We start from the raw sequence: 23,942 nt of genomic DNA on the forward strand, positions 1-23,942 counted from the left end.
AAAGGAACTTGAAATATTCAATGTTCAGCCAGACTATTTTCATTTTTTCAGTGATTTAGACCTTAGATACCAGCACGAGAAGCTCAGCAGACCATGGCCATTCCTCAACATACGATTGATCAGATTCTCGATCGCACCGATATTGTCGATGTGATTGGTCAATTCGTAAAACTGAAAAAAACAGGCCGTACCTATTCAGGCTGCTGCCCTTTTCATCAGGAAAAATCACCATCTTTCCACGTCTATCGTGACAAACAGTATTTTCACTGTTTTGGCTGTCAGGCCAACGGTAATGCCATCCGTTTTTTAATGGATATTGGCAGCCGTAATTTCGTCGAAGTGATGAAAGACCTGTCCAGTCAGACCGGTATCGAACTGCCTAAAGACAACACCGATTCCAATAAATTAAAATATAAACGTGAAGCAGCCAAGCTCAAAATTGCGCCTGCTCAAGCGGCACCACAAGCTCAGCCGCAACAAAATAATGCAGTAACAGAAAATAATAGTGCTGCATCTACGGCGAGTTTTGACCCATTTGCAGAGTTTCAGGCAGTCGAACAGGATTTTTATGGTGACCCTTTTGCTTCTTTTGAACACCTGCCCATGGCAGAAGTTCAGCAAGACGGTAATCTCTACGACCTGCTGGAAAATATTGCACAGTTCTATGAACGCCAGTTACCCAACAGCCCGAGTGCCCAGCAATACTTTAAACAGCGTGGTCTGACTGCAGAAACCATTGCCTATTGGCGCTTAGGCTATGCGCCCGAAGACTGGCAACATCTGGAAAAAGCCTTTCCTCAGGATATTGAAGGCTTAAAACTTTTAGGTCTGATTCGTACCAGCGACAGTGGCCGTGATTTTGATCTGCTGCGTGAACGGGTGATTTTCCCGATCCGTGATACCAAGGGTCGTGTAGTTGGTTTTGGCGGCCGTGCCCTGAATGACGAGATTAAGCCTAAATATATTAACTCGCCAGATTCTGAGGTCTTCCATAAAAACCAGTTGCTGTATGGCCTCTATGAGGGCCGCAAACAGAAAGCCCAAGAATGGCTGATGGTCGAAGGCTATATGGATGTGATTGCGCTTCAGCAATATGGCATTCATGGCGCAGTAGCAACTTTAGGTACAGCGAGTAATACCGACCACCTGAATATTCTGTTCAAGCAGAGCAACCGGCTGACCATTGCCTTTGATGGGGATGCTGCCGGTCAAAAAGCAGCGCGCCGTACCTTAGACATTGCCCTGCCCCTGCTGAATGATGGCCGAGAGCTGAAGTTCTTTGTTTTGCCCGCTGACCATGACCCAGATTCATTGATCCGCCGTGAAGGGATAGAAAACTTCAGACGCTTGCTGGATCAGGCACCGTTGATGTCGGACTTCGTGTTTGCCCATCTGACCCAAAATCAGGATATCACCACCCCAGAAGGCAAGAGTCAGGTTATGGGTGAACTAAAAAATCTGACCGAATTACTGCCCAAACACGGCTCCTTCCGTTATCTGCTGCAGCAATTTTTCCGTGAAAAACTGGGCTTTAATCGTAAATGGCAACCTAAGGTCAATACAGATGCATCTTTAAGCTTTAGTACCAAAATTGATGCTGAAGAATATGTGATTGCGATCTTGATGAATCATCCTTATCTGTATATTCATTTTGAACCACTGCGCGCGCTAGTAGCGGAAGATCAGTTGCTGTTTAAGATTTTGAATATTCTGAATGTGATTTTTGATGACTTGCCGGATGATCCTGAACTGTCGATCTATTATGTGCTCGGTGCCTGCGCAGCCCATCATCATGAACTGCAGCATATTCTGCAGCATGCCAATGTCAGCGATTACACCTCATCGCCGGAACAGGCCGATAAGCTCGCGGCTGATTTTTCAACCAAGCTGCAATATCAGTGTTTAAAAAACAAGATTAAATCCAAGAAATTTAACAGTATTGCAGAAATGAAAAACCTGAAAATGCAGATTTATGAGATTGACCGCAAACGCTCAATGACCCTGTTAGAAGATTAATTTTTCAAATTATTGATTCTTTTGAATCCAATGAAGTCACTGCTAGCTCACATTATTATTTATAATTTTCTCAAATAATCAGGCTGGGTTTTATGTTGAAGTACAAATCAGCAAAGAACCAAGCTTCTCATCATGCTGATTAAAACGAATGCCTGGATTTACGACGTTTCGCGACTACATTGCCCAGTTCTTCCTGCAACAGCTCAAAATAGGCAGGATCTTCTGCTTTGGCCGCCTCACGCAGCACAATAGAGGTTGGATGCAACAGTTTTTGAGTTAAGCGATGCGAAAACTCGGCCAGTACAATGTCTGCCTTTTCGCCCTTGGCAATTCGCTGCATTGCCAGTGACAATTCTTCCTGACGTAATGTTTCCCCGTGGTCACGGTAGGCATGAATGGTCGCCCCGGCCTGTTTGACCTTTTGCTGGGTCATCAGTTCAGTGGCCAGCTGATTCACCATCAGCTCGGCTTCAACCGCCGCCTGACGGCGCTGCGCCAGATTTTCTTCAATCACCGTTTGCAGATCATCGACCCCATATAGATAAACCCCATCCAGGCTTTCTACTTTGGCATCAATATCGCGTGGCACTGCCAGATCGACCAGCAGCATCTGCTGGTAACGGCGTTTCTTTAATGCTGCCTTGATATCAGGATAGTGAATCACCTGATGCAAACTGCCGGTACAACTGGAAATGACATCGGCACGATGCAAGTTGGCAGCTAACTGGTCAAAGTCGATAATTTCGACCTCAACCCGATGTGCAATTTCCTGCGCCAGAATGTCTGCACGTTCGCGGGTACGGTTACAGATGATGATCTTGCCCACACCCATTTCTGCAAGATGCTTAGCCACCAGACTGTTCATCTCTCCAGCTGCCACCACCATAATGGTCAGCTTGTCCGGGTGACTAAACACTTGCAAGGCAAGTTGTGCTACCGCATAGCCCATCGAGACCGCATGACTACCGACAGCCGTTTCCGAACGCACACGTTTAGCGGCATAAAAAGCATATTCAAAAATGCGGTTCAGGTTTTGCGAAACGGTATGAGAGTCTTTGGCCAGAGAAAGTGCGGTTTTGACCTGCCCCAGAATTTGTGGTTCACCTAGCATCAGTGAATCCAGACCACTGGCAACACGCATCAGATGCGTCACCGCTTGAGCATTTTCATAACGATAGACATGATGTTGCAGTTGTTTGACATCCACCCCATTTTTCTGGGCGAGCCAGTTCAGCACCATGTCAGCATTGTCAGACATGGCGTAAACTTCGGTCCGGTTACATGTAGACACCACCACCATGTCGTTCAGTTCAGGGTGTTGGCTTTGCTCGGCAAGAATGGCACTTAACTTTTCAGGGTTAAACGCCACTTGTTCGCGCAGTTCTACAGAGGCAGTTTGATGGTTGACACCCAATGCAAAGAAAGACATATCAGGTCATCATTTCACTAAATTTATGCTATTGTGCAACATCGGTGTCATAAAAAGCATTACTTGGATCAATAAAAAATTGCGTCAAACAATTAGCCGTATCAACGGCCCTACAATTAAGCAATATTCTACCACATTCCTACTGGTGGGTAGCATGGCTTCGACTGCGCATCTTTATGCAGCGGAAGCAGTTTACCATGCAAATCAAAATTATGATGCGATAAAACAAAGTATGATGGCTGAGTTTGCCATCGCTGCACATGACATTCCGACTGCTTTGCACAACTATACGGTGCTGGCGATCAAGAGCAATTCCACTTCAGTCAAGCAGCGTGCACTGAATGTCGCGCTGGAACATGATGACCTACAGGCAGCACTAGATATCTCCACGCACTGGGTGGTACAAGAGCCACAAGACGTCCCTGCTTTATTTTATTTATCACATATTGCCCTTAAAGCGCATGAATATGAGCTGGCTGCTGAGACCTTAGAAAAAATCCTGCAAATTGATGACAGTGCCGATCTGGAAGAAATTCTCGCCGGAATTTCACCGGAAGGCACAGAGGATCGTACTTATCTGATTCAGGCCTTAAGCACCACTAAAGCCAAGGACAATCCATCTATTCTGGTGCTAGTGGCCGGTCTGGAAGCACAAAATGGTCAGCTTGAACAGGCTTTAAATACAGTTAACCGCGCCTTAAAAAAACGTCCGAATGCGACCGGCTATATCCTGATGAAGGCCAATCTGCTCAATGCACTCGGCGATACTCAGGCGACACTGCAATGGTATGAAAAATCCAGCCGTAAACACCGCAATAATCTGGATGTACGTCTGTCCGAAGTCAAATATCTGGTCAAGCTGAACGAAGCGACTTTGGCGCTAAAAAAACTGCAAGACATTCTAAAAAAATGGCCGACTGCCGAAGAAGCCCTGTTTATTGCCGGACTAACCAGTATCGACCTGGAAGAATACGAGAAAGCCGAAAAATATCTGGTCGAACTGCGTTATTCTGCGCAGTATCAAAATGAAGCTTATTATTATCTGGCGGTCAATGCAGAACGCAAACAGCATTATGAAACGGCGAAAGCTTATTATCGTCTGGTCGATGGCAGTCTTTACACCGTCTCACGTCGCAACATGATCTCGATTTTCGCCCAGCAGGATAAGCTGCATGATGCGCTGCGTTTCTTAACCCAGGAAAGGGTGAATTATCCACAACATGCCAGCTTCCTCTATCTAGCTCAGGCGGATATTTTGACGCGCATGCAGAATAAAAAAGCTGCGATTCGCCTGTTGGAAGAAGCCAGCAAAAACCTGCCGGATGACCCTGAACTGGTCTATTCGCAAGTTCTGTTGCTGGATCCCCATCAGGATCGCGTCAAGCTGGATGAACTACTCAGCACTTTACTTAAAATTGAACCGAACAGTCCGACCTATCTGAATGCCTATGCCTATACCCTGGCGATGCAAAACCGTCGCCTCGAAGAAGCACGCCGCTATGTCGAACAGGCACTAGAATATGCACCAGAACAGGCATCGATTCTGGATACCTATGGTTATATCTGTTATTTACAGAATGACTTCACCACAGCTGCGGATGTGTTATACAAAGCCTATCAATTGAATCCGAATGTGAAGATTGGCGTGCGTTATGCCCGTTCCTTGTACATGAAAGGTGATCTACAACAATTCCACCAAGTGTTACAACAATTACAACAAAACCATCCAAATGACCCAGAATTGAAACAACTTAATTCGCTATTGTTAGCACCACAAACCAAAACGAGTTAATTAATTTATGCGCAATTTGAGCCAATTGGGCTGCTGTGCCTTTGCAGCCACTGCTTTATTTTTAACTGGCTGTCAGCAGATGATCAAGCCTCAAGCGCCTGCCACCCCGTCTGTACAGGCAGAGAATCAATTTCAGCTGCAAGGTAAAATTGGCGTTCGTACCCCTCAACAGACTGGCAGCGCATTCTTTACCTGGGTACAACAGCAGGAAGAATTCGATATTGAGCTCAGCGGTATCTTAGGCGTCGGTAAAACCCAGATTTCTGGCACACCGGGACAAGTGACCTTAAACAGTGCCAAAACAGGTCTGATTCAGGCCGCAACTGCCGAGGAATTACTGCAACGCGCAACCGGCTGGCAAGCGCCAATCAGTTATTTAGTCGATTGGGTACAAGCCCGCCCTGCCACCACGACTGCCAAATTACAAAAAGACGATACACAGCGGATTAACCAGATTATCGAACAGGGCTGGACAGTCGATCTCAATTATAATGCGCAGGCCAAAATGCCAAACCGTTTGATTTTAAAGCAGTCACTTGGAAATGGCGCGGAAAACCGTATTACAATGATCATTGAAAACCGTTAATTGACCTGATTCCAGCCCATGATGATTCGTGTTCCCTCACCTGCTAAACTGAATTTGTTTTTACATATCACCGGTCGCCGTGAAAATGGCTATCATGAACTGCAAAGTATTTTTCAGCTGATTGACCTGTATGACTGGCTGGAGTTTGAACAAAGCGCTAATGATGCGATTCAGATAGAAGGTCTGGCCTCAGTCGATCTGCAACAGAACTTAATCTATCGGGCGATACAGTTGTTGAAGCCCTATGCCAAAACGCCTTGCGAACTAAAAATTCGTCTGGAAAAAAATATCCCGATGGGTGCAGGTCTCGGTGGCGGCTCTTCCAATGCTGCGACGACCCTGATTGTGCTGAACCAGCTCTGGCAGTGCGGTTTAAATGTTGAACAACTGGCAGATCTCGGGGTCAAGCTGGGCGCAGATGTGCCAATATTTGTGCATGGCAAAAATGCCTGGGCTGAAGGTATTGGCGAACACTTAACATTCATAGACTTAGATCAAAAAAAATTCATTGTGTTAAAACCTGATTGTTTTATCAGCACTCAACTGCTTTTTTCGCAAAAAGCATTGACAAGAGACACGAAGAGCACTAAATTTTGCGCCTATCAGGAAACGCCATCTGATTTTGGAAATAACTTTGAGCCACTGGCAAGAAGCTTATATCCTGAAGTCGATGAAGCAATGCAATATCTCGACCAGTTCGGAAAAGCAAAGCTTACAGGTACAGGTGCTTGTGTGTTTATTGAAGTCACTGAAAATCTGAATATTGAAGATATTCTTGCAAATGCACCATGTAAAGCTTACCTGGTCAACAGTTTACAAGAATCACCTTTAGTTCAGTTTAAAGTGTAGATAGGGGTATCGCCAAGTGGTAAGGCACCGGGTTTTGATCTCGGCATCCGTTGGTTCGAATCCAGCTACCCCTGCCATTTTTCACCTGTAGATGTACTGTATTAGGGGTATCGCCAAGTGGTAAGGCACCGGGTTTTGATCTCGGCATCCGTTGGTTCGAATCCAGCTACCCCTGCCATCTTACAGTCATCAAATTAGGGGCGTCGCCAAGTGGTAAGGCACCGGGTTTTGATCTCGGCATCCGTTGGTTCGAATCCAGCCGCCCCTGCCATTTTCTCGAAAAAAGACAGAACACTCATTTGCTGTAAGACTGTTAATTTACCTTGACACTTTACCGCAAAAATATTAAAGTTCTGCCGCATTAGGGGTATCGCCAAGTGGTAAGGCACCGGGTTTTGATCTCGGCATCCGTTGGTTCGAATCCAGCTACCCCTGCCATCTATTCCCATATATCCCAACCGCCAAGGGTGCTTCATGCCCAATCTTGTCGTTTTTAGTGGATCTGCGCATCCACAATTCGCTCAAAAAGTCGTAAGTCACTTACATATTCCTCTAGGCGCTGCCTCTGTAGGTCAGTTCTCTGACGGTGAAATTGCTGTCGAGATTACTGAGAACGTTCGTGGTAAAGACGTATTTATCGTACAACCTACTTGTGCCCCAACTAATGATAACCTAATGGAAATCTTGGTGATGGCTGATGCTTTGCGTCGTGCAAGTGCGGGTCGTATTACTGCCGTGATTCCTTATTTTGGTTATGCTCGTCAAGACCGTCGTCCACGTTCAGCACGTGTTCCAATTACTGCAAAAGTTGTAGCAGACATGCTCACTACTGTAGGCGTTGACCGTGTTGTAATGATCGACTTGCACGCTGACCAGATCCAAGGCTTCTTCGATATCCCTGTAGACAACATCTACGGTACACCAGCGCTACTTGCTGACTTGCGTCAACAATCGCATCACAATCTGATGGTGGTTTCACCTGACGTAGGTGGTGTCGTGCGTGCACGTGCTGTTGCGAAACAAATGGGCGATATCGATCTTGCAATCATCGATAAGCGTCGTCAAAAAGCGAATGAATCACAAGTGATGCATTTGATTGGCGATGTAAAAGATCGTGATTGTGTCATTGTTGATGACATGGTAGATACTGCTGGTACGCTATGCAAAGCTGCTGATGCATTGAAAACTTTCGGTGCTCGCAAGGTTGTTGCGTATGCAACGCATCCAGTACTTTCTGGTAAAGCGATTGAAAACTTAAAGAATTCTGTGATTGATGAACTGGTTGTGACTGATACCATTCCTCTTTCTGATGAAGCTTTAGCACTGGGCAAGATTCGCCAGGTTTCAGTAGCCAGTATGGTTGCCGAAACGATTCGTCGTATTAACAACGAAGAATCTATTAGCGCAATGTTCGATTCTTATCTATAATAGAGCGCTGAATTTTCAAAGCCCTGCCATTTGGTAGGGCTTTTACTCACCAGACTGGTCGCAAGTCTGGTTCATTTAACTTAAATAGGATGTCTATCATGGCAAACTTCGTATTAAACGCAGCAGCACGTGAAGAAGCAGTTCAAGGGAAAGGTGCGAGCCGCCGCCTTCGTCTTCAAGCTAAAGTTCCTGCAATCATCTACGGTGGTGAAGCTGCTCCTGTAGCAATTACTGTTGAGCTTCGTCAGCTTGTTAAATTCTTAGAAAACAATTCATTCTTTGAAGAAGTTATCGAAATTGATGTAGACGGTAAAGTTGAAAGCGTGAAAATCCAAGCGTTACAACGTCACCCAGCTAAAAACACACCAATGCACGCTGACTTCAAACGCGCATAAGTGTTAATGGTGTAATTAGTGTCAAATATTTCACTGATTGTTGGTTTGGGTAACCCAGGTTCTGAGTATGCCCAAACCCGCCATAATGCAGGCTTCTGGTTCGTAGAACGCCTTGCAGACCAATATGGCATTACCCTCAAAAAAGACCCGAAATTCAACGGATTTAGCGGTCGTGGCAATATCGAAGGTCAAGACGTCCGTCTTCTTCTACCGACAACCTTTATGAACCTTTCCGGCAAAAGTGTTGTTCCTTTCGCCAAATTTTACAATATCGCACCTGAATCGATCCTGATTGCCCATGATGAACTGGACATGAATCCCGGTGTCATTCGCCTGAAAACTGGCGGTGGTCACGGTGGTCATAATGGTCTACGCGATATCGTGCCGCATATTGGTTCAAACTTCCATCGCCTGCGTATTGGAATTGGTCATCCTGGTGCCAAAGACCGTGTTTCCGGTCATGTGCTCAGTAAAGCACCTAGCAGCGAACAGAATTTAATGGATGATGCAATTTCCCATGCGCTCGCCCGCACAAAAATGCTGGTGAACGGTGAAGTACAGCAAGCCATGAATCAAATCAACGCATATAAGCCGAACTAAACATTCAAAAATTGCTGGACAATTCCGCTTGCCAGAAAGTTTATTTAAGCGCAAAATGCGTTTGCTCGATTGTTCACCATACAGCAAGCAAGATTGATTTAACCAAATGATCAAACTCTTAGGTCAACTCAGGGGACGCTAGCCATGCTATCTCGTTTATTAAAATGCAAAATTCACCGCGCTCACGTTACACATGCAGAACTACACTATGAAGGTTCATGTGCAATTGATGGCGTTTTGATGGATTTGGCTGGCATTCGTGAATACGAAGAAATTCATGTGTGGAACGTGACCAATGGTAAACGTTTTGCAACTTATGCAATTCGTGGCGAAGACAATTCAGGCATCATTTCAGTCAATGGTGGCGCTGCGCATCAAGCCGATGTAGGCGATATCGTGATTATTGCAACCTTTGGCGATTTCACTGAAGCTGAAGCGAATGCCCATCAGCCTCGCTTGGTTTATGCTAACCCAAATAATACAGTCAGCCACACCGCCAACTGTATTCCGGTACAAGTCGCATAAGCTGATCAGACCAGATACCCAAAAGCTCGCACATTGCGGGCTTTTTTAATACTGGAATATTGCCCTGTTTAACTGCCCTCTCGCCAACTTTTAGAGCTTTCACAGTTTAAAGGTTTTAATTGTTGATCCAGCAAATCAACTAACAAGGCCTTGCCATTTCCCTTCACTTTCAGCTCTGCAAATTTGGCGTTACGATAACAAGGCTCCAGACCCTCGGCGAACATGAAACTGTTAGCAGCAGGATACAAAGCCTCAAAAGTATTGCGTGGGTTTTTCAGCATTAATCGGGCTACACGTTCCGATTGATTGAGTGCACTTCGATCAAAACTGGTTTTAATAACTCTGCGCTGTTGATCCAGCTGCACATAGCTCATCACATTGGATTGATTTTTAAAATCTTCAGTCCTGATGTCAGAAACAGGCTGTTCGGAACCATTCTCCGCTGCCACTGCGCTAAAATTCAGATCATAGTTCAAGGCCATATAATCCCCTTGCAGGATCGAACGCGGATCGACAGGTGCCAACTCGACAAAGATACTCTCACTTTTGGCCAGATGCCATTCATGCTGAATGATCAATCCCTTAAATAAGGCAATACTAAAAATACTCAGATGCAGCGCCATAAACTTTTTCATCATGAGGTTACTCCTGCTTTCAGCTGAAACTTCAGTGAACTCAACACATAAGCCAGAAGCAACACCAGCACACCTGAGGCAAAAATACTGACACTTTTAAATAAAAAACTCAGTCCCAGATTGTAATACAGTAGCCATAACCAGAAGATCAGCAGCAAAATGCTCAAGGCTTGCATCAATCGTTGTTGATTCACCATTGCCCAAGCCATAAACACCAGAATGATAAAAATTTCAAAGTAACCCAATACAATTAGCAGAATTCCCACTGCTGGAATGAGCCAGAGTTGAATCCATGAAAATTGCTTCAGATGAATCCCGACAAAACTCAGCAGCCATATCGCTGGCAAAATATAGAAAACAATTGCTTCATCCATACCGCGAGGCTGCAATTGCTGAGCCACACCAAATTGCAGCAGGCATTGAAAAATGGCTGTTGCCGCCAAGACACTGATCATCCATAAATTCACGCTTTTGGCATAAGCTGAAGCGAGCCAGTATCTCGCAGTAATCAAAGCCACAGTCAGAATGCTGTAATTCAGCAGCCTGATCCACGTCAGCAGGCGCTGATCCTGAAAAAATGCATGTTGCTCGGCCAGAACTGCAATTCCCAGTATATGTGCAAGTAACAACTGCAACAGCACCACCAGCCAATGCATACGACTCATGATAGTCAACAGCGTAATGCCGACTTGTATCAGCCAAATCAGTAATAGGCTCTCTGTGAGTAATTGGGTATGAATCAATACCGCGGCCTGACCGCACACCCACAAACAATAAGCCAATTGCCGCAGAAAAACTGAGGGCTTGCTACGAATCAACCACCAGGCGACTGCGATAAAAATGACTCCCATCAGAATCGAAAAATTTCCCCAATAGGTCAGCAACAGCATGGCCAAGATCACACCAGCAATCCATGCGCCCAAGACCAATGGAATGACCGAAAACCGGCTCTTGGGCAACAGCTTGATCAGCAAACCTGTAATAGCTGCAAACCAACTGAATATCAACAAAGCCAATACCAATAAGCCGGCGGCTGAATCCTGTAAATATTGCTCAGTGAGATCAAAAATCAGAATACTAAAACTCAGTGCCAGGCCAGCAACCAGTAAGCTGGTTTCAAGCTGTTGCTTTCGGGTATAGAAATAAGCACTGAATAAAATAGGCAGAACCAGCACCGAAGCCAAATACCAGATCGAATCCGAGTCGACAAACCGGAACATACTAACTACCGAAATGAGCACCACGACGGCGATAAACAGATAGCGCAAAACCGGATAATAACGTAAGGCATAGATCATACTTAGCCCAGTCAAAAGATTCAGACTGAGCAGATAAAGAGTTTCAGCACGCACCAGCCAAAAGCTTTGTTTAAAATAAAAATAGAGTGCTAGTTGGCTGACTACACAAAATAATGCAAAGATCCCAATATTCGGCCGATACAGCCAAGGCAGCAACAGCAAAGCCCAAAGCAGAAATAACTGATAACTGTCAGCACCAGTCTGATAAATCTGTCCAATCACGGCCAGACTTAAGCCCAGCATTAGACCCGATACAGTATCCAGACTTTGTCTTAACTTTTCCCGCGCAGTGAAACGCACACTCAGCAATGCTGAACCCAGCAATAAAATTTGAGGAATAAACAGCTGGACAAATTTGGGCAACATCCACCAGTTTGCTGCCAGCAGATACACGATACTGACAGCGATCAGCGCCAGCCCAATGATTTGAAGAATTTGAATCACAGCAGGTTGAATAAATAACAGCGGGGAAAATGGACGATCTGGCGATGGTACTGTTCTGGACATGCTAATCTGTTCAATTTTTATTTGATTTCACCTTAGCATGATTTTTGCAGGATATGCCAGGCAGGAACAGTCCAAGTATGCTGTACATTTTTAAATCAGGATTTGATAAATTCCGTACCCTGCAATCATGAGCAGAATCATGCCGCACAATGCCAGCAAATGTGGATAGAGTCGAGAATGGGATAAGTGGTTGAAACCCAAATACACCACAGACAAAGTCAGAAAATCCAGGAGAATCCAGCTCAAAGTCAAAATAATTAAACTTAAATCAAGATCAGGAGTAATCCCGATAAACTGCGGGAAAAAAGCCGCAAAGAAAATAATGTCCTTCGGATTAGAAATACCAACCAAAAAACCTTGTCGAAAACCACCATGCACAGGAACTAGATTCTCCTGAGCTTGCTCCTGCTGCTTAAAAATAACTTCACGGAAAATCTGCCAGCCCAGATAGCCAATATATAAACAGCCCAGCAGCTTGATCGCATCCAGCCATTGCGCATTAATGACCAACAAACCTTTTAGACTCAATACCGATAAGGCAATTAACACCAGAGAGGCGAAATTGGTACCAAAAATGGTTCTTAAAGCCGCCGCATAACCACCTTTTAAACCGGCACTGGCCACCAGCAACATCACTGGGCCAGGTGTAGCGATCATCACCACAACAGCCAGACAATATAAGAAATATTCACTAATATTCATGCTATTCCCTCAGCTATTGTTGTTTTTGTGTATAAAAAAGAGGACTTAGTCCTCCTCTTGTATATGAATCAGATGCTGACTGATGCCATCTGCCCGCAGAAAAGCCAGATCATAACTGGCGGTAGCCAAGGCCAAGATCCGGCGCTCAAACTCGTCCCAGAGCGGACGCACCTGCTTATAATGGATGCCTAAACCACTATCGTCGGTAAAATGCCGATTTTTTTCACAGAGCTTTAAAGCATGATACAGCTTGCGCCCTTTAGAAGCATCATCACGCAAGCGCACCCGTTTCGACAGCACAAAGGCCTGCACTTTGACAAGATCGGCATGCGGTAACAATGGCACCAGAATCTGATCCAGCTGTGCATCCAGTCGCTGCCACACAGCTCGATGCTGCTCAGCACTATACGTATTCCAGTGAATCACTTCATGATTAAAACGGCGACAACCACGACATACCGCATCACCAAATACGGTCGAGCAACGCCCTGCACATGGGGTTAAAGACGCAATACGACGATCTGAACTCAAAACACACTCCAACGATACTGCAAATTTCAGTATCTGCATCACTGCACAAAATCCTGGGTCGGGCATGACTATACACGCTCTCCCCCATGAATTGAAGCCTGTTAAAAGACTTGCGTTTTACTCGCTTATTCACTCGAATCAAGCTAAAATATGCGCCTTTCAAATTATCATGCTACGTTGGAGTATTCCATGAACGCTACTGTAGAACAGCTTGCACCTGTAGAACAGCAAGCGACGACTGGTTGGGTTGTTGCCGCACTTTATCAATTCAAAGAAGTTCAAGATCCTGCCGATCTTCAGCAACGTCTTTTGGACCTGGTAAAATCCATCAACCTTTGCGGTACTCTAATTGTGGCAGGTGAAGGCATTAACGGTACGGTTGCAGGCGACCGTGCATCGATTGATCAAATTCACCAGTTCCTTCTAAATGAAGGTTTTAACGAAATGGAATACAAAGAATCTGACAGTTCTGAAAAGCCATTCCGTAAGATGAAAATTAAATTAAAAAAAGAAATCGTGACTTTAGGCGTGGAAGTAAAACCGCGTGATTTAGTCGGTCACTATCTTGATCCAAAAGAATGGAACGAACTGATTGCACGTGATGACGTGATTCTGGTCGATACACGTAACGATTACGAATACAAAGCCGGCACTTTCAAAGGCGCAATTGACCCGAAAACTGAAAGCTTCCGCGAATTCCCTGAATACGTGAAAAATAATCTGGAACAGCACAAAGACAAGAAGATTGCGATGTTCTGTACAGGTGGTATTCGTTGTGAAAAATCAACCTCTTTACTTCTTCAAGAAGGCTTCACTGAAGTTTATCACCTGAAAGGCGGTATTTTGAAATACCTGGAAGAAACCCCGGCTGAAGAAAGCATGTGGGAAGGTGAATGCTTCGTGTTTGATGGTCGTACTGCCGTAACGCACGGTGTTGAAGAAGGCCAAAACACCAAGTGTCATGCGTGTGGCTGGCCTTTACTTCCAGAAGAAGTTGCCCTCCCAAGTTATGAACATGGTGTCTCTTGTGTGTACTGTATTGACAAAACCTCGGAGAAACAAAAAGAAGGTTTCCGTATGCGTCAATCACAAATTTTAGCAGCAAAACGCAAACGCCTCTAATTTGGCCTTTTGTAATGAAATATATAAAAACCCTCTTCGGAGGGTTTTTTGTTTACATAAAAATTACAACAGTAATAAAACTCTTACCAATTCCTTACCAAGAACCTCATTTTTTTCCAAACAAGATTGTTAGTCTAATGATACGGTGATTTACAAGCTAAGTCTTTCATTATTAACTGAAATTTTTACTTGAAAAGGAATATAAAATGGCAGGCTCACTTGCTCGAGATTCAGACAATCTGGTTCAATTTCAACCAAAAGAAAATATAAAGCTGCAACGACTTCATCAAATTTCTGAAGAGCTTGAACAGCAGTCACATCTGTTCGTAGTTATCTTGGGAACCATTATTGGCGCAATCTTGGCGCTGTTCATTGGTTACCATATCAATACCAGCATCATGCATTTTATCCTGTTGAGTATTTTGCCGATCTGCTTGGCCTATTTCTTACGTAAAGTTTATATTTATACCCTGACACATAGCTGATTCTGTCTGATCATTTATATTCCAAGACTTTACCGCACAAAAAATACTGCTTAGGATACAGGCAGTATTTTTTATTTTGCCAATCATATGAATCTGACCGAATGGATTATTTCCGTCATGGAGCAACTGGGCTACTGGGGCATTGCCCTGCTCATGTTCCTGGATAATGTCTTCCCGCCAATCCCTTCCGAAATTATTATGCCTTCCGCGGGCTATTCCGCCTCTCAGGGCGAGTTAATACTCTTCGGGGTCATCATGTCCGGCTGTATCGGCTCTCTACTAGCAGCCGCCTTGCTATACTGGATTGGCTATAAATTTAACCATGATTCTATTTTTAAATTTGTCGATCGTTATGGCAAATATTTATTTATTAAATCAGAGGATGTGAAAAAATCACTCAGTTGGTTTGAGCATTATGGTCACCGGATTGTGTTTTTTGGCCGCATGATTCCTGCCGTCCGCTCGCTGATCAGCATTCCTGCCGGCATGAGTCATATGCCCTTCTGGAAATTTATGTTCTATAGCGCACTTGGAACCATCATCTGGACTACATTTTTGGCCTGTGTCGGATTTTATTTTGGCGAAAACCAGCAGTTGATGCAGCAAATTTTCAGTAAAGTCAGTTATGTGATTATTGCCATTGTTGCGGTAATTATTATCTGGATTTTCTACCGTAGACAGCAGCGTAAAAATCGTCCATCCTGAGGAAGATCCCTTAAGGAGATTAAAACGATGTCGCATTATCTTAAATATTTTGCCACCGTTTATCTGACCTTGGTTCTATTGGTAGGCATATTCATCTATGTATTCAATCTGGGCGCCATTCTGCTGATTCCTGCCCTGATTGCTTCTGCCTTTCTCAGTGCCCGATACTTTGTTAAGAAAGAACTTCGTTTGCCGACTTAGCAAGAGAAAAGCAAACTGGTCTGGGGCTCCACTATTATTGCCATGACATTCGGGTTTATCTTTTTAGTTGTGGTCATCTTGATGAACCCGCAGACAGATGAGATTTATAGAACCATCACCTATACAGGAAGAGGAACAAATTCATTCCTGGTGGCTGCAAGCATTGCCTTACATGCCTTGCTGTTTCATATCGCCTACAATGCTTATGCACGCTATAGTCTGGCGAAGCGTACAGGCTTGGAAAGAAAATAGGGTCGAGTAGATCTCAAAGATGCAAAAAGGCCAAAGCTAAAAAAAGCACCCTGCGGTGCTTTTTTTATGAATTATTCTGGAGTGTGATACATCAGATACAATTCATTTAAGTTTTCTGGAATTTCTTCTGCAAGTTCATCCATTAACTGGCCATTGCGACGGAAAGTTTCCATTTGTGGATCTTCATCATCAATGCCACTAAAGACCATGATTGGCAGAGTTAAATCCACCAGTTGCTCTTCAAATTCTTCAGTAAACCAAGCGTCTTCGTTCAGGAACATGGCATCTACAAAGCCCACACTCCAGTCACCCAGGCTTGATTCAGTGTCTGCTTCTTCAATTTCAAACGGGAACGTAATCCCTTCTTCATTGGCTAAGCTTTGACGAATAGACTCTAACCATGCTTGCACCTGAGTGATGATTTCTGCAGGCACTTTCTTTTGATTACTATCAAAAAGTTCGTCTAACCATTTGTCGAATTTTGGGCCTACTGCAATAGCACATAAGAAACCATGGGTTGCCGCGAAATCTAGACCATGTTCATTTTGGTCACCATCTAGATATTCACTCAACAGGTCTAAATCTAAAGCACTCATCTAACATCCAAACTTAGAAAACCGAAAGGTTTAGCATAGCATTTATTCAGACTATGCTAAATCCGAATTCGTTAATCTTCGTCATCAAAATCGTCGTCATCGTCGAAGTCATAGTCAAAATCTTTGAGTTCGCGCTCTAAACGACGTTGGGTCAGTAGATCATCGATCAGACGACGTTTTTCCAACGACTCTTTAGCACTGAGCTTGCTAGAAGCCTCATCGAAATTAACATCATCTTCACCGAAGTTATCATCTAGTTCAAAATCTGTAGAAGACACTAAAACTTCCTCATGAGTGAAAAATGTAAAAGGATTTAAGCGCTATTTATCGTGCCTAAAATAACAAGTCAAGTTTTATTTGGATTTTCGTATTTTTAATTTGTAATTAGGGGTTTTTTCTGTCTCAATTGTGTGCCATGATATAATCCACCCTGCGTGCTTATGTTTTTTGATTCTCCTTTTTTGAGTCATAAACAGACACGCATGGGATGAACTTGAAAACAACAAATTCACCCCCATCTTAAATTACTGAATTTCATTTTAAATATTTTATCAGACAGCTTTCATGCTGAATTCCCTGATGAAATATGTAGGCTATTCACTAAATTTAACGAGCTTAAATCGTGCAGCATTGTACGGTTTTTTACTGCCACAGATTCAACGAAGAGTAAGCAAAAGATGAGCGATATGACTTCCCCTACTTCTCAAGTAGCGGCTCTGATTAGCCGAGGCAAAGAACAAGGTTATTTAACCTTCGCTGAGGTTAACGATCATCTGCCGGACTCCATCACAGAAAGCGAGCAGATTGAAGACATCATTCAGATGCTGAATGATGTCGGTATTCCGGTACATGATCGCGCGCCTGAATCTGATGATACGATGTTCGAAGATACTGCAGAAGCGGCGGATGAAGTTGCAGAAGAAGAAGCTGCAGCCGTACTTGCATCGGTAGAAAACGAGCCAGGTCGTACCACTGACCCTGTACGTATGTATATGCGTGAGATGGGTACAGTAGAACTTCTGACTCGTGAAGGCGAAATCAGCATCGCAAAACGCATCGAAGAAGGTATTCGTGATGTTTTGCACTCGATTGCTTACTGGCCGAATGCGGTAGAAGTGGTACTGCAAGAATACAAAGATTATGAAGCGGGCGAACGCCGTCTTGCTGACCTTTTATCAGGTTATTTAGATCCTGAATCAGATGAAGAAATTCCTGAAGTTCTAGAAGAAGAAGCGGTTCTTGCTGAAGATGAGACTGACTCGAAAAAATCGACCAAAGACGTAAAACTGGACGATGATGAAGAGGAAGAAGAAGCAGATTCTGATGATGAATCAGAAGCAGATTCTGGTCCAGATCCTGAAATTGCTAAAGCGCGTTTCACTGAACTGGAAAATGCGTGGCTGAATACCAAAGCAACCATTGAAAAACATGGTCGTGACAGCAAACAGGCTGAAGAAGCTCTTCAGGCACTTGCAACTGTATTCATGATGTTCAAATTTACCCCGCGTCTATTCGATATCATTTCTGAAATGATTCGTGGTACCCATGACCAGATTCGTGGTGCAGAACGTGAAGTGATGCGCTATGCAGTACGTCGTGGCCGTATGGATCGTACCCAGTTCCGTACCAGCTTCCCGGGCCAAGAATCGAATCCAGCCTGGTTAGATGAGCAGATCGCAAAAACACCTGCAGACCAGAAAGCTTATCTGGAAAAAGTACGTCCAGACGTATTGGCCTTCCAGCAAAAAATTGCCGATATCGAGAAAGAGCTTGGCCTTGATGTAAAAGGCATTAAAGACATTGCCAAACGTATGGCCGTCGGTGAAGCCAAAGCACGTCGTGCCAAGAAAGAAATGGTTGAAGCGAACTTGCGTCTGGTCATTTCGATTGCGAAGAAATATACCAACCGTGGCTTGCAATTCCTGGATCTGATTCAGGAAGGTAACATCGGTCTGATGAAAGCCGTAGACAAGTTTGAATACCGTCGTGGTTATAAATTCTCGACTTATGCGACCTGGTGGATTCGTCAGGCGATTACCCGTTCGATCGCGGATCAGGCACGTACCATTCGTATTCCGGTACACATGATTGAAACGATCAACAAGATCAACCGTGTATCTCGTCAGCTTCTACAGGAAATGGGTCGTGAACCGACGCCTGAAGAACTGGGCGAACGTCTGGAAATGGACGAAGTTAAAGTACGTAAAGTACTGAAAATCGCCAAAGAACCAATTTCGATGGAAACACCGATCGGTGATGATGAAGATTCACATCTGGGTGACTTCATTGAAGACAGCAACATCACTTCACCAATTGATGCGGCAACGTCTGAAGGCCTGAAAGAAGCGACACGTGAAGTTCTGGAAAACCTGACTGAACGTGAAGCCAAAGTCCTAAAAATGCGTTTTGGTATCGATATGCCGACCGACCATACTTTGGAAGAGGTGGGCAAACAGTTTGACGTAACACGTGAACGTATTCGTCAGATTGAAGCGAAAGCGCTGCGTAAACTTCGCCATCCATCGCGTTCAGAACACTTACGTTCATTCCTTGAGAATGATTAAGATTTGATGCTTATTCTGGAGACTTGAAATTTGATCATCAGTCTCCATTTAAGTAGCCAAGACAAACCCAAACGCCTGCATGATTGCAGGCGTTTCAAATCAGGGGGACTACCATGTTAGACCGTACACCATCTCGTGAACTTCAAGAACATCTTTGGGTTTTCCCTATGGATTATCCGATTAAACTGATTGGCCTTGCGGGCGATGAATTGCGTCATGCTGTCATCGACATTTTTCTGAAACATTTTCCAGATTTTGAAGGTGATAGCGTCAGTATTACGCCATCACGTACTGGAAAATACCATTCCATTACCGCACAACTGCGCTTTTTGGAACTGGAACAGGTTCATGCAGTATATGCAGATTTGGCCGCTTGCCCGCTAATTAAAACAGCACTGTAATCGAAAATACAAAAGACACGCTTCCGGGCGTGTTTTTTTATGCCTATACAGCGCTAAGATACCCATGAAATATTGCTGATCTCACCCCTATTTCATGCCGAAATCATTATAATTATGACCAGTTTTTTATAATTACCAAGGACACTTCCTGTGACTGATGTGCTGCAAAAGCCCGAGCTGATCATTCGTCAATATCACGACCTCACACCTTATGAAGATCGTTTTCTGGAAATGAAAACATTTACGGAAACCCGTGATGAACATAGCCCGGATCAATTGTGGATTTTGCAACATCAGGATGTACTGACTCAAGGTCAGGCAGGCAAACCGGAACATATTCTAATGCCGAGCAATATTCCGGTGATTCAGACCGATCGTGGTGGTCAGGTGACCTGGCATGGTCCCGGTCAATTGGTGGCTTACTTCATGTTTGACTTGAATCGTCTGGGCTGGAATGTGCGCACCCTGGTGTCTTATGCTGAAAACCTGATGATTGATTTGCTAAAAAAATATGGCATTGATGCCTATGCCAAACCGGATGCACCTGGTGTATATGTGGCTGAACGTAAAATCGGCTCACTCGGTTTTAAAATTCGCAAAGGCCGTAGCTACCATGGTCTGTCCCTAAATCTGGATTGTGATCTGAGCGGATTCAACACCATCAATCCTTGTGGCTATGCAGGACTGGAAATGGTACGCATGAGCGACCTACTGGAACAACAGCCACAATTCAACCAGTTATGTCGTGAAATTATTGAAACTTTGCGCCACAGCGGTTACTTTAATCAAGTCACTGTCGAGCAAAGATAAAGCCTTTGCATTTCACCCCCAAATAAATTAGAGTATTTACTCTAAACCAATAATATTGAGATAGGGATCATCACGTGATTGCAACTAAATCCGTAAAACCCGCTTTGCAGCTTGCCTATGTCAAACTCATGATGGATGTGATTGGCCGCGGTCTGGTCATGGCAAGTCAGGTGGATGAAGAAATCAAACAGGAAGTTGCCCAATTTCCAGTCCATTTCACTCTTTCCATGAAAGTCTTTCCGCATGGCCCAGCCTTTGTGGCGCGGGTCACTGAGGACAAGCAATTGGAACTGGTGAAAAATCTGGAAAAAGCACCTGATCTGACTATTACCTTTAAACATCTGCACCATGCTTTTTTAGTTTTTTCCTTTCAGGAAAGCACCTCTCAAGCCTTTGCCAATGACCGCATGATTGCCGATGGCGATATTTCCAATGCCATTCGTCTGGTGCGTTGTCTAAATAAAATGGAAGCACTGATTTTGCCTAAACTGGTGGCGCAACTGGCTGTCAAAGAATATCCAAGCAATCTCAGCCTCAAAGAAAAACTAAGCGAAGCGAGCAGTATTTATCTAAAAATTGCTCAATCCTATTTAAAACGGAGTGTATAACATGGCTAAACCTTATTATGAATTTTTCTGTCCGGTTAAAGTCATTGCCGGACATGCCGCGTTAGAACATATTCCGTTTGAACTTGCGACTTTAGGGGCCAAACGTCCACTCATTATTACCGACAAAGGTGTACGCGCCAATAATCTGCTGGCACCGATTGAAGCTGCATTTGAAATGGCGGATGCTGCAATTGTAGCCATTTTTGATGACGTACCACCCGATTCTAGCTTGGGTACAGTACGTAGTGCGGCGAAACTGTATCGTGAAAATCACTGTGATGCGATCATTGCTGTGGGCGGCGGTTCAGTCATTGATACCTCCAAAGCAACTAATATTCTGGTCTCTGAAGGCGGTGATGACCTGCTTAAATATTCTGGTGCCCATAACCTGCCTAAGCCGCTGAAGCCATTTTTTGTGATTCCAACAACTTCGGGGACAGGCTCAGAAGTCACCATGGTGGCCGTCGTCTCAGATACTGAGAAGAATGTTAAAATGCCTTTCGCATCGTATTATTTGATGCCGCATGCTGCGATTTTAGATCCGCGCATGACCCAGACTTTGCCGCCGCATTTAACCGCCATGACCGCAATGGATGCACTGACCCATGCGGTCGAAGCTTATACTTGCATGGCAGCCAATCCAATCTCAGATGCTTATGCGACTGCCGCAGTCAAAAAGATCAGTAACCACCTATTTAATGTGCTGGACAATCCTTCCGATGCACAAGGCCGTCTGGAACTGGCACAGGCATCAACTATGGCGGGAATTGCATTTTCCAACTCGATGGTCGGCATTGTGCATTCACTGGGGCACTCATTAGGTGCAGTGGCTCACTTGCCGCATGGTTTATGCATGAACTTATTCCTACCTTATGTGCTGGAATACAACAAAGAAGTCAATGGCGATAAAATCGCGGATCTGCTCCTGCCTTTGGCCGGTGCCGATATTTATGCACAAACGCCAGCACATCTACGCGCTGACAAAACCATTGCGACGATTCTGACCATGCGTGACCGCATTTACAGTCTGACTAAATTACCACGCACATTACGTGAAACCGGTAAGATTTCTGAAGCCCAGCTCGATGAAGTGGCAGAGAAAGCCCTGAATGATGGTTCCATCATTTATAATCCGAAAGAAGCCACCCTGGAAGATTTAAAATCTATCTTAAAAAAGGCTTGGTAATTACTGAAAAATAAGCCAATATAGCCGAAATTCTAGCCTGATGTTTTTTTAAACATCAGGCTTTTATCTTGCATAAGAAAAAATTCGATTTCTTTTTTGAATGGCACATTTTATGCAGGACAAAATTCAAAAAAATAGCTAGCAAAAGCCGTTCTTTTCAAGTAGATTGGCGGACTTTTATAGAAAACTGTAGGGGGGATCGTTCGTCTCAAACGATCCTTATAAATATGACTGATCCTTGATCAACGATTAAGAGGATAACGCCGTTGACTAATATCTCTGGGACTCAATCGGCAGCTAAACTGCAAAAAACGCTGGGACTCTGGCACATCATTATTATTGGTTTAGCTTATATTCAACCCATGACCTTGTTTGATACATTTGGTCTGGTATCTGAAGAAAGTAACTTCCACGTTCCTACCTCTTACATTTTTGCACTGATTGCAATTTTGTTAACCTCCTTGAGCTATGGTCATATGATTCGTCGCTACCCTTCTTCGGGTTCGGCCTATACCTATGCGCAAAAATCCATCCACCCGAACGTAGGTTTCATGGTGGGTTGGTCATCCTTGCTGGATTACCTGTTATCGCCAATGGTCAATATCATTCTGGCGGTGATTTATCTGGAAGCACTTTTCCCAGACATGAACCATTGGGTTTGGGTAATTGGTTTAACAGCATTTATGACCGCGATTAACCTTCGTGGTGCGAGATTTGTTGCCAACTTCAACAGTATGATTGTATTCGTACAATTGGGCGTCATTGCATACTTCACCTGGATGGTTTACCAACTTCTAGAAGGTGGCGTGAATGCAGACGGCACACTGGTCGATGCAAAGTATCAACTGTGGAGTTTAGAGCCATTCTGGAATGAGTTTACTTCTGTTGCTGCCCTGATTACCGGTGCAACCTTACTGTGTTTCTCATTCACAGGTTTTGACTCTTTAAGTTCTCTTGCTGAAGAAACCAAAGATACTGAGAAAACCTTACCTAAAGCGATTTTCTTGACCGCATTATTGGCAGGTATCATCTTCATCATCAGTACTTACTTCATGCAGATCTTCTTCCCGAATGATCCAAAAACTTACTTTGAAGATATCGCTGCAACACAGCCGGATATTTTACAAGCTGTCGGTGGCGTGGCGTTTAAAACAGTCGTACTTTACTTCGCGATTGTGACAGTTATGGCTTCTGGTATTTCAGCACATGCGGGTGTATCACGTCTGATGTATGTAATGGGTCGTGATGGCGTAATCAACAAGAAGATCTTCGGTCATATTAGCCCGAAAAACTATACACCTTCATACAACATCTTAATCGCTGGTGCAGTGGCTTTAACTGCTGGCTTTATGGATCTTGATTTTGTGGTGTCGTTGATCAGCTTTGGTGCCTTAACTGCATTCAGTTTCGTCAACTTGTCGGTGATTTCACGTTATGCATTACGTGATGGTCGTACCAAGAGTGCCAAAGAGATCATGAACTTTGTCGTGGTTCCTTTACTTGGCTTCATTTCAGTCTTTGCATTGTGGTTAGAAGTCGATGAAGCTTCGCTTAAATACGGTCTGATCTGGGCATTTGGCGGTATCTTGTACTTAGGTTATAAAACCAAAGGCTTCAAGCACCCAGCTCCTCAGCACAATGAATTTGACGATAAATAATATCTTTTCAATTCAAATAAAAAAGGCGCTTCATGCGCCTTTTTTATGTCTGTCATGTTTT

At 44.1% G+C, this 23,942-nt stretch carries 24 protein-coding genes, 4 tRNA genes and 1 pseudogene; 22 read left to right on the forward strand and 7 right to left on the reverse strand.

The window, feature by feature from the left end; genetic code table 11:
• The first annotated feature begins 93 nt into the window (after positions 1-93).
• Positions 94-2,016 (forward strand): DNA primase, encoded by a 1,923-nt coding sequence (locus F893_RS13410; RefSeq protein ID WP_005252568.1) that lies wholly within the window; start codon positions 94-96, stop codon positions 2,014-2,016.
• A 139-nt stretch (positions 2,017-2,155) separates the two neighbouring features.
• On the opposite strand, the gene hemA is transcribed toward F893_RS13410, so the two are convergent.
• Entirely contained in the window at positions 2,156-3,445 is a 1,290-nt protein-coding gene (hemA, locus tag F893_RS13415; RefSeq protein ID WP_005252572.1) for a glutamyl-tRNA reductase, read from the reverse strand.
• Positions 3,446-3,524: 79 nt separating this feature from the next.
• Between hemA and F893_RS13420 the strand changes: the two genes are divergently transcribed.
• The 11 genes from F893_RS13420 (at position 3,525) to panD (ending at position 9,620) form a co-directional block, all read left to right on the forward strand.
• Positions 3,525-5,237, forward strand: a complete 1,713-nt coding sequence (locus F893_RS13420) for a tetratricopeptide repeat protein (RefSeq protein ID WP_005252573.1) — start codon at positions 3,525-3,527, stop codon at positions 5,235-5,237.
• 7 nt (positions 5,238-5,244) lie between these two features.
• Positions 5,245-5,823, forward strand: a complete 579-nt coding sequence (gene lolB, locus F893_RS13425; protein WP_005252576.1) for a lipoprotein insertase outer membrane protein LolB — start codon at positions 5,245-5,247, stop codon at positions 5,821-5,823.
• Positions 5,824-5,844: 21 nt separating this feature from the next.
• Positions 5,845-6,672, forward strand: coding sequence for a 4-(cytidine 5'-diphospho)-2-C-methyl-D-erythritol kinase (gene ispE / locus F893_RS13430; RefSeq protein WP_034436531.1), 828 nt, complete (start codon positions 5,845-5,847; stop codon positions 6,670-6,672).
• 2 nt (positions 6,673-6,674) lie between these two features.
• A tRNA-Gln gene (locus F893_RS13435) sits at positions 6,675-6,749 on the forward strand.
• Between the two features lie 26 nt (positions 6,750-6,775).
• Positions 6,776-6,850, forward strand: a tRNA-Gln gene (locus tag F893_RS13440).
• A gap of 18 nt (positions 6,851-6,868) precedes the next feature.
• A tRNA-Gln gene (locus F893_RS13445) sits at positions 6,869-6,943 on the forward strand.
• A 92-nt stretch (positions 6,944-7,035) separates the two neighbouring features.
• Positions 7,036-7,110, forward strand: a tRNA-Gln gene (locus F893_RS13450).
• Between the two features lie 36 nt (positions 7,111-7,146).
• Positions 7,147-8,100, forward strand: a complete 954-nt coding sequence (locus F893_RS13455) for a ribose-phosphate pyrophosphokinase (protein ID WP_004280601.1) — start codon at positions 7,147-7,149, stop codon at positions 8,098-8,100.
• 98 nt (positions 8,101-8,198) lie between these two features.
• Positions 8,199-8,495, forward strand: a complete 297-nt coding sequence (gene rplY / locus F893_RS13460) for a 50S ribosomal protein L25 (protein WP_004645781.1) — start codon at positions 8,199-8,201, stop codon at positions 8,493-8,495.
• An 18-nt stretch (positions 8,496-8,513) separates the two neighbouring features.
• Complete coding sequence (gene pth / locus F893_RS13465; protein WP_004645783.1) at positions 8,514-9,095, forward strand: aminoacyl-tRNA hydrolase; 582 nt, start codon at positions 8,514-8,516, stop codon at positions 9,093-9,095.
• Between the two features lie 144 nt (positions 9,096-9,239).
• Positions 9,240-9,620 carry an aspartate 1-decarboxylase gene (gene panD / locus F893_RS13470; protein WP_004280606.1) on the forward strand — a complete coding sequence of 127 codons (381 nt, stop codon included), beginning with the start codon at positions 9,240-9,242 and terminating at the stop codon, positions 9,618-9,620.
• Positions 9,621-9,688: 68 nt separating this feature from the next.
• Here the strand turns inward: panD and F893_RS13475 are convergent, their stop codons facing one another.
• The 4 genes from F893_RS13475 to F893_RS13490 all read right to left on the reverse strand — a co-directional run bounded on the left by F893_RS13475 (position 9,689) and on the right by F893_RS13490 (position 13,293).
• On the reverse strand, positions 9,689-10,255 hold the full coding sequence (locus F893_RS13475; protein WP_034436534.1) for a GDYXXLXY domain-containing protein: 567 nt from the start codon (positions 10,253-10,255) through the stop codon (positions 9,689-9,691).
• The gene (locus F893_RS13480; protein WP_005252581.1) at positions 10,255-12,060 is read right to left on the reverse strand and encodes a DUF2157 domain-containing protein; all 1,806 of its coding nucleotides are present in this window, start codon (positions 12,058-12,060) and stop codon (positions 10,255-10,257) included. The genes F893_RS13475 and F893_RS13480 overlap by 1 nt, the downstream gene beginning before the upstream one ends.
• A gap of 90 nt (positions 12,061-12,150) precedes the next feature.
• Positions 12,151-12,762, reverse strand: coding sequence for a LysE family translocator (locus tag F893_RS13485; protein WP_004280611.1), 612 nt, complete (start codon positions 12,760-12,762; stop codon positions 12,151-12,153).
• A 45-nt stretch (positions 12,763-12,807) separates the two neighbouring features.
• Complete coding sequence (locus F893_RS13490; protein ID WP_005252584.1) at positions 12,808-13,293, reverse strand: DUF1289 domain-containing protein; 486 nt, start codon at positions 13,291-13,293, stop codon at positions 12,808-12,810.
• A 189-nt stretch (positions 13,294-13,482) separates the two neighbouring features.
• Here F893_RS13490 and F893_RS13495 point away from each other — a divergent pair, with 189 nt between their 5' ends.
• From F893_RS13495 to F893_RS13510, 4 genes and pseudogenes are all read left to right on the forward strand, one after another.
• The gene (locus F893_RS13495) at positions 13,483-14,415 is read left to right on the forward strand and encodes an oxygen-dependent tRNA uridine(34) hydroxylase TrhO (protein WP_004645789.1); all 933 of its coding nucleotides are present in this window, start codon (positions 13,483-13,485) and stop codon (positions 14,413-14,415) included.
• A gap of 206 nt (positions 14,416-14,621) precedes the next feature.
• Positions 14,622-14,900: a hypothetical protein gene (locus F893_RS13500; RefSeq protein ID WP_005103989.1), complete on the forward strand. Its 279-nt coding sequence runs from the start codon at positions 14,622-14,624 to the stop codon at positions 14,898-14,900.
• 87 nt (positions 14,901-14,987) lie between these two features.
• Positions 14,988-15,605 (forward strand): DedA family protein, encoded by a 618-nt coding sequence (locus F893_RS13505; protein WP_005103990.1) that lies wholly within the window; start codon positions 14,988-14,990, stop codon positions 15,603-15,605.
• A gap of 27 nt (positions 15,606-15,632) precedes the next feature.
• Positions 15,633-16,058: pseudogene (locus F893_RS13510) on the forward strand (ABZJ_00895 family protein).
• 71 nt (positions 16,059-16,129) lie between these two features.
• Here F893_RS13510 and F893_RS13515 read toward each other — a convergent pair.
• Positions 16,130-16,654 (reverse strand): YecA/YgfB family protein, encoded by a 525-nt coding sequence (locus tag F893_RS13515; protein WP_004280621.1) that lies wholly within the window; start codon positions 16,652-16,654, stop codon positions 16,130-16,132.
• Between the two features lie 71 nt (positions 16,655-16,725).
• Positions 16,726-16,932, reverse strand: coding sequence for a PA3496 family putative envelope integrity protein (locus tag F893_RS13520; protein WP_004280622.1), 207 nt, complete (start codon positions 16,930-16,932; stop codon positions 16,726-16,728).
• 351 nt (positions 16,933-17,283) lie between these two features.
• Between F893_RS13520 and rpoD the strand changes: the two genes are divergently transcribed.
• The 6 genes from rpoD (at position 17,284) to F893_RS13550 (ending at position 23,881) form a co-directional block, all read left to right on the forward strand.
• Positions 17,284-19,218, forward strand: a complete 1,935-nt coding sequence (gene rpoD / locus F893_RS13525; protein WP_224215688.1) for an RNA polymerase sigma factor RpoD — start codon at positions 17,284-17,286, stop codon at positions 19,216-19,218.
• Positions 19,219-19,331: 113 nt separating this feature from the next.
• Positions 19,332-19,619 carry a YbeD family protein gene (locus tag F893_RS13530; protein WP_004280625.1) on the forward strand — a complete coding sequence of 96 codons (288 nt, stop codon included), beginning with the start codon at positions 19,332-19,334 and terminating at the stop codon, positions 19,617-19,619.
• Positions 19,620-19,769: 150 nt separating this feature from the next.
• Complete coding sequence (gene lipB / locus F893_RS13535; protein WP_005252587.1) at positions 19,770-20,429, forward strand: lipoyl(octanoyl) transferase LipB; 660 nt, start codon at positions 19,770-19,772, stop codon at positions 20,427-20,429.
• A 74-nt stretch (positions 20,430-20,503) separates the two neighbouring features.
• Positions 20,504-21,037, forward strand: a complete 534-nt coding sequence (locus F893_RS13540) for a hypothetical protein (RefSeq protein ID WP_005097759.1) — start codon at positions 20,504-20,506, stop codon at positions 21,035-21,037.
• 1 nt (position 21,038) lies between these two features.
• A complete protein-coding gene (locus tag F893_RS13545; protein ID WP_005252590.1) occupies positions 21,039-22,223 on the forward strand; it encodes an iron-containing alcohol dehydrogenase in 1,185 nt (394 codons plus the stop codon).
• A gap of 266 nt (positions 22,224-22,489) precedes the next feature.
• The gene (locus F893_RS13550; RefSeq protein ID WP_004280630.1) at positions 22,490-23,881 is read left to right on the forward strand and encodes an APC family permease; all 1,392 of its coding nucleotides are present in this window, start codon (positions 22,490-22,492) and stop codon (positions 23,879-23,881) included.
• Positions 23,882-23,942 lie beyond the last annotated feature (61 nt).

Source organism: Acinetobacter sp. CIP 102136 (assembly GCF_000369685.1).
Classification (GTDB): domain Bacteria; phylum Pseudomonadota; class Gammaproteobacteria; order Pseudomonadales; family Moraxellaceae; genus Acinetobacter; species Acinetobacter fasciculus.

Bases quoted from the DNA above. Each gene is read 5' to 3' on its own strand.
- F893_RS13410 (WP_005252568.1), top strand. From the start codon at position 94: ATGGCCATTCCTCAACATACGATTGATCAGATTCTCGATCGCACCGAT.
- hemA (WP_005252572.1), bottom strand. From the start codon at position 3,445: ATGTCTTTCTTTGCATTGGGTGTCAACCATCAAACTGCCTCTGTAGAA.
- lolB (WP_005252576.1), top strand. From the start codon at position 5,245: ATGCGCAATTTGAGCCAATTGGGCTGCTGTGCCTTTGCAGCCACTGCT.
- ispE (WP_034436531.1), top strand. From the start codon at position 5,845: ATGATTCGTGTTCCCTCACCTGCTAAACTGAATTTGTTTTTACATATC.
- F893_RS13455 (WP_004280601.1), top strand. From the start codon at position 7,147: ATGCCCAATCTTGTCGTTTTTAGTGGATCTGCGCATCCACAATTCGCT.
- rplY (WP_004645781.1), top strand. From the start codon at position 8,199: ATGGCAAACTTCGTATTAAACGCAGCAGCACGTGAAGAAGCAGTTCAA.
- panD (WP_004280606.1), top strand. From the start codon at position 9,240: ATGCTATCTCGTTTATTAAAATGCAAAATTCACCGCGCTCACGTTACA.
- F893_RS13475 (WP_034436534.1), bottom strand. From the start codon at position 10,255: ATGAAAAAGTTTATGGCGCTGCATCTGAGTATTTTTAGTATTGCCTTA.
- F893_RS13480 (WP_005252581.1), bottom strand. From the start codon at position 12,060: ATGTCCAGAACAGTACCATCGCCAGATCGTCCATTTTCCCCGCTGTTA.
- F893_RS13485 (WP_004280611.1), bottom strand. From the start codon at position 12,762: ATGAATATTAGTGAATATTTCTTATATTGTCTGGCTGTTGTGGTGATG.
- F893_RS13495 (WP_004645789.1), top strand. From the start codon at position 13,483: ATGAACGCTACTGTAGAACAGCTTGCACCTGTAGAACAGCAAGCGACG.
- F893_RS13500 (WP_005103989.1), top strand. From the start codon at position 14,622: ATGGCAGGCTCACTTGCTCGAGATTCAGACAATCTGGTTCAATTTCAA.
- F893_RS13505 (WP_005103990.1), top strand. From the start codon at position 14,988: ATGAATCTGACCGAATGGATTATTTCCGTCATGGAGCAACTGGGCTAC.
- F893_RS13515 (WP_004280621.1), bottom strand. From the start codon at position 16,654: ATGAGTGCTTTAGATTTAGACCTGTTGAGTGAATATCTAGATGGTGAC.
- F893_RS13530 (WP_004280625.1), top strand. From the start codon at position 19,332: ATGTTAGACCGTACACCATCTCGTGAACTTCAAGAACATCTTTGGGTT.
- F893_RS13545 (WP_005252590.1), top strand. From the start codon at position 21,039: ATGGCTAAACCTTATTATGAATTTTTCTGTCCGGTTAAAGTCATTGCC.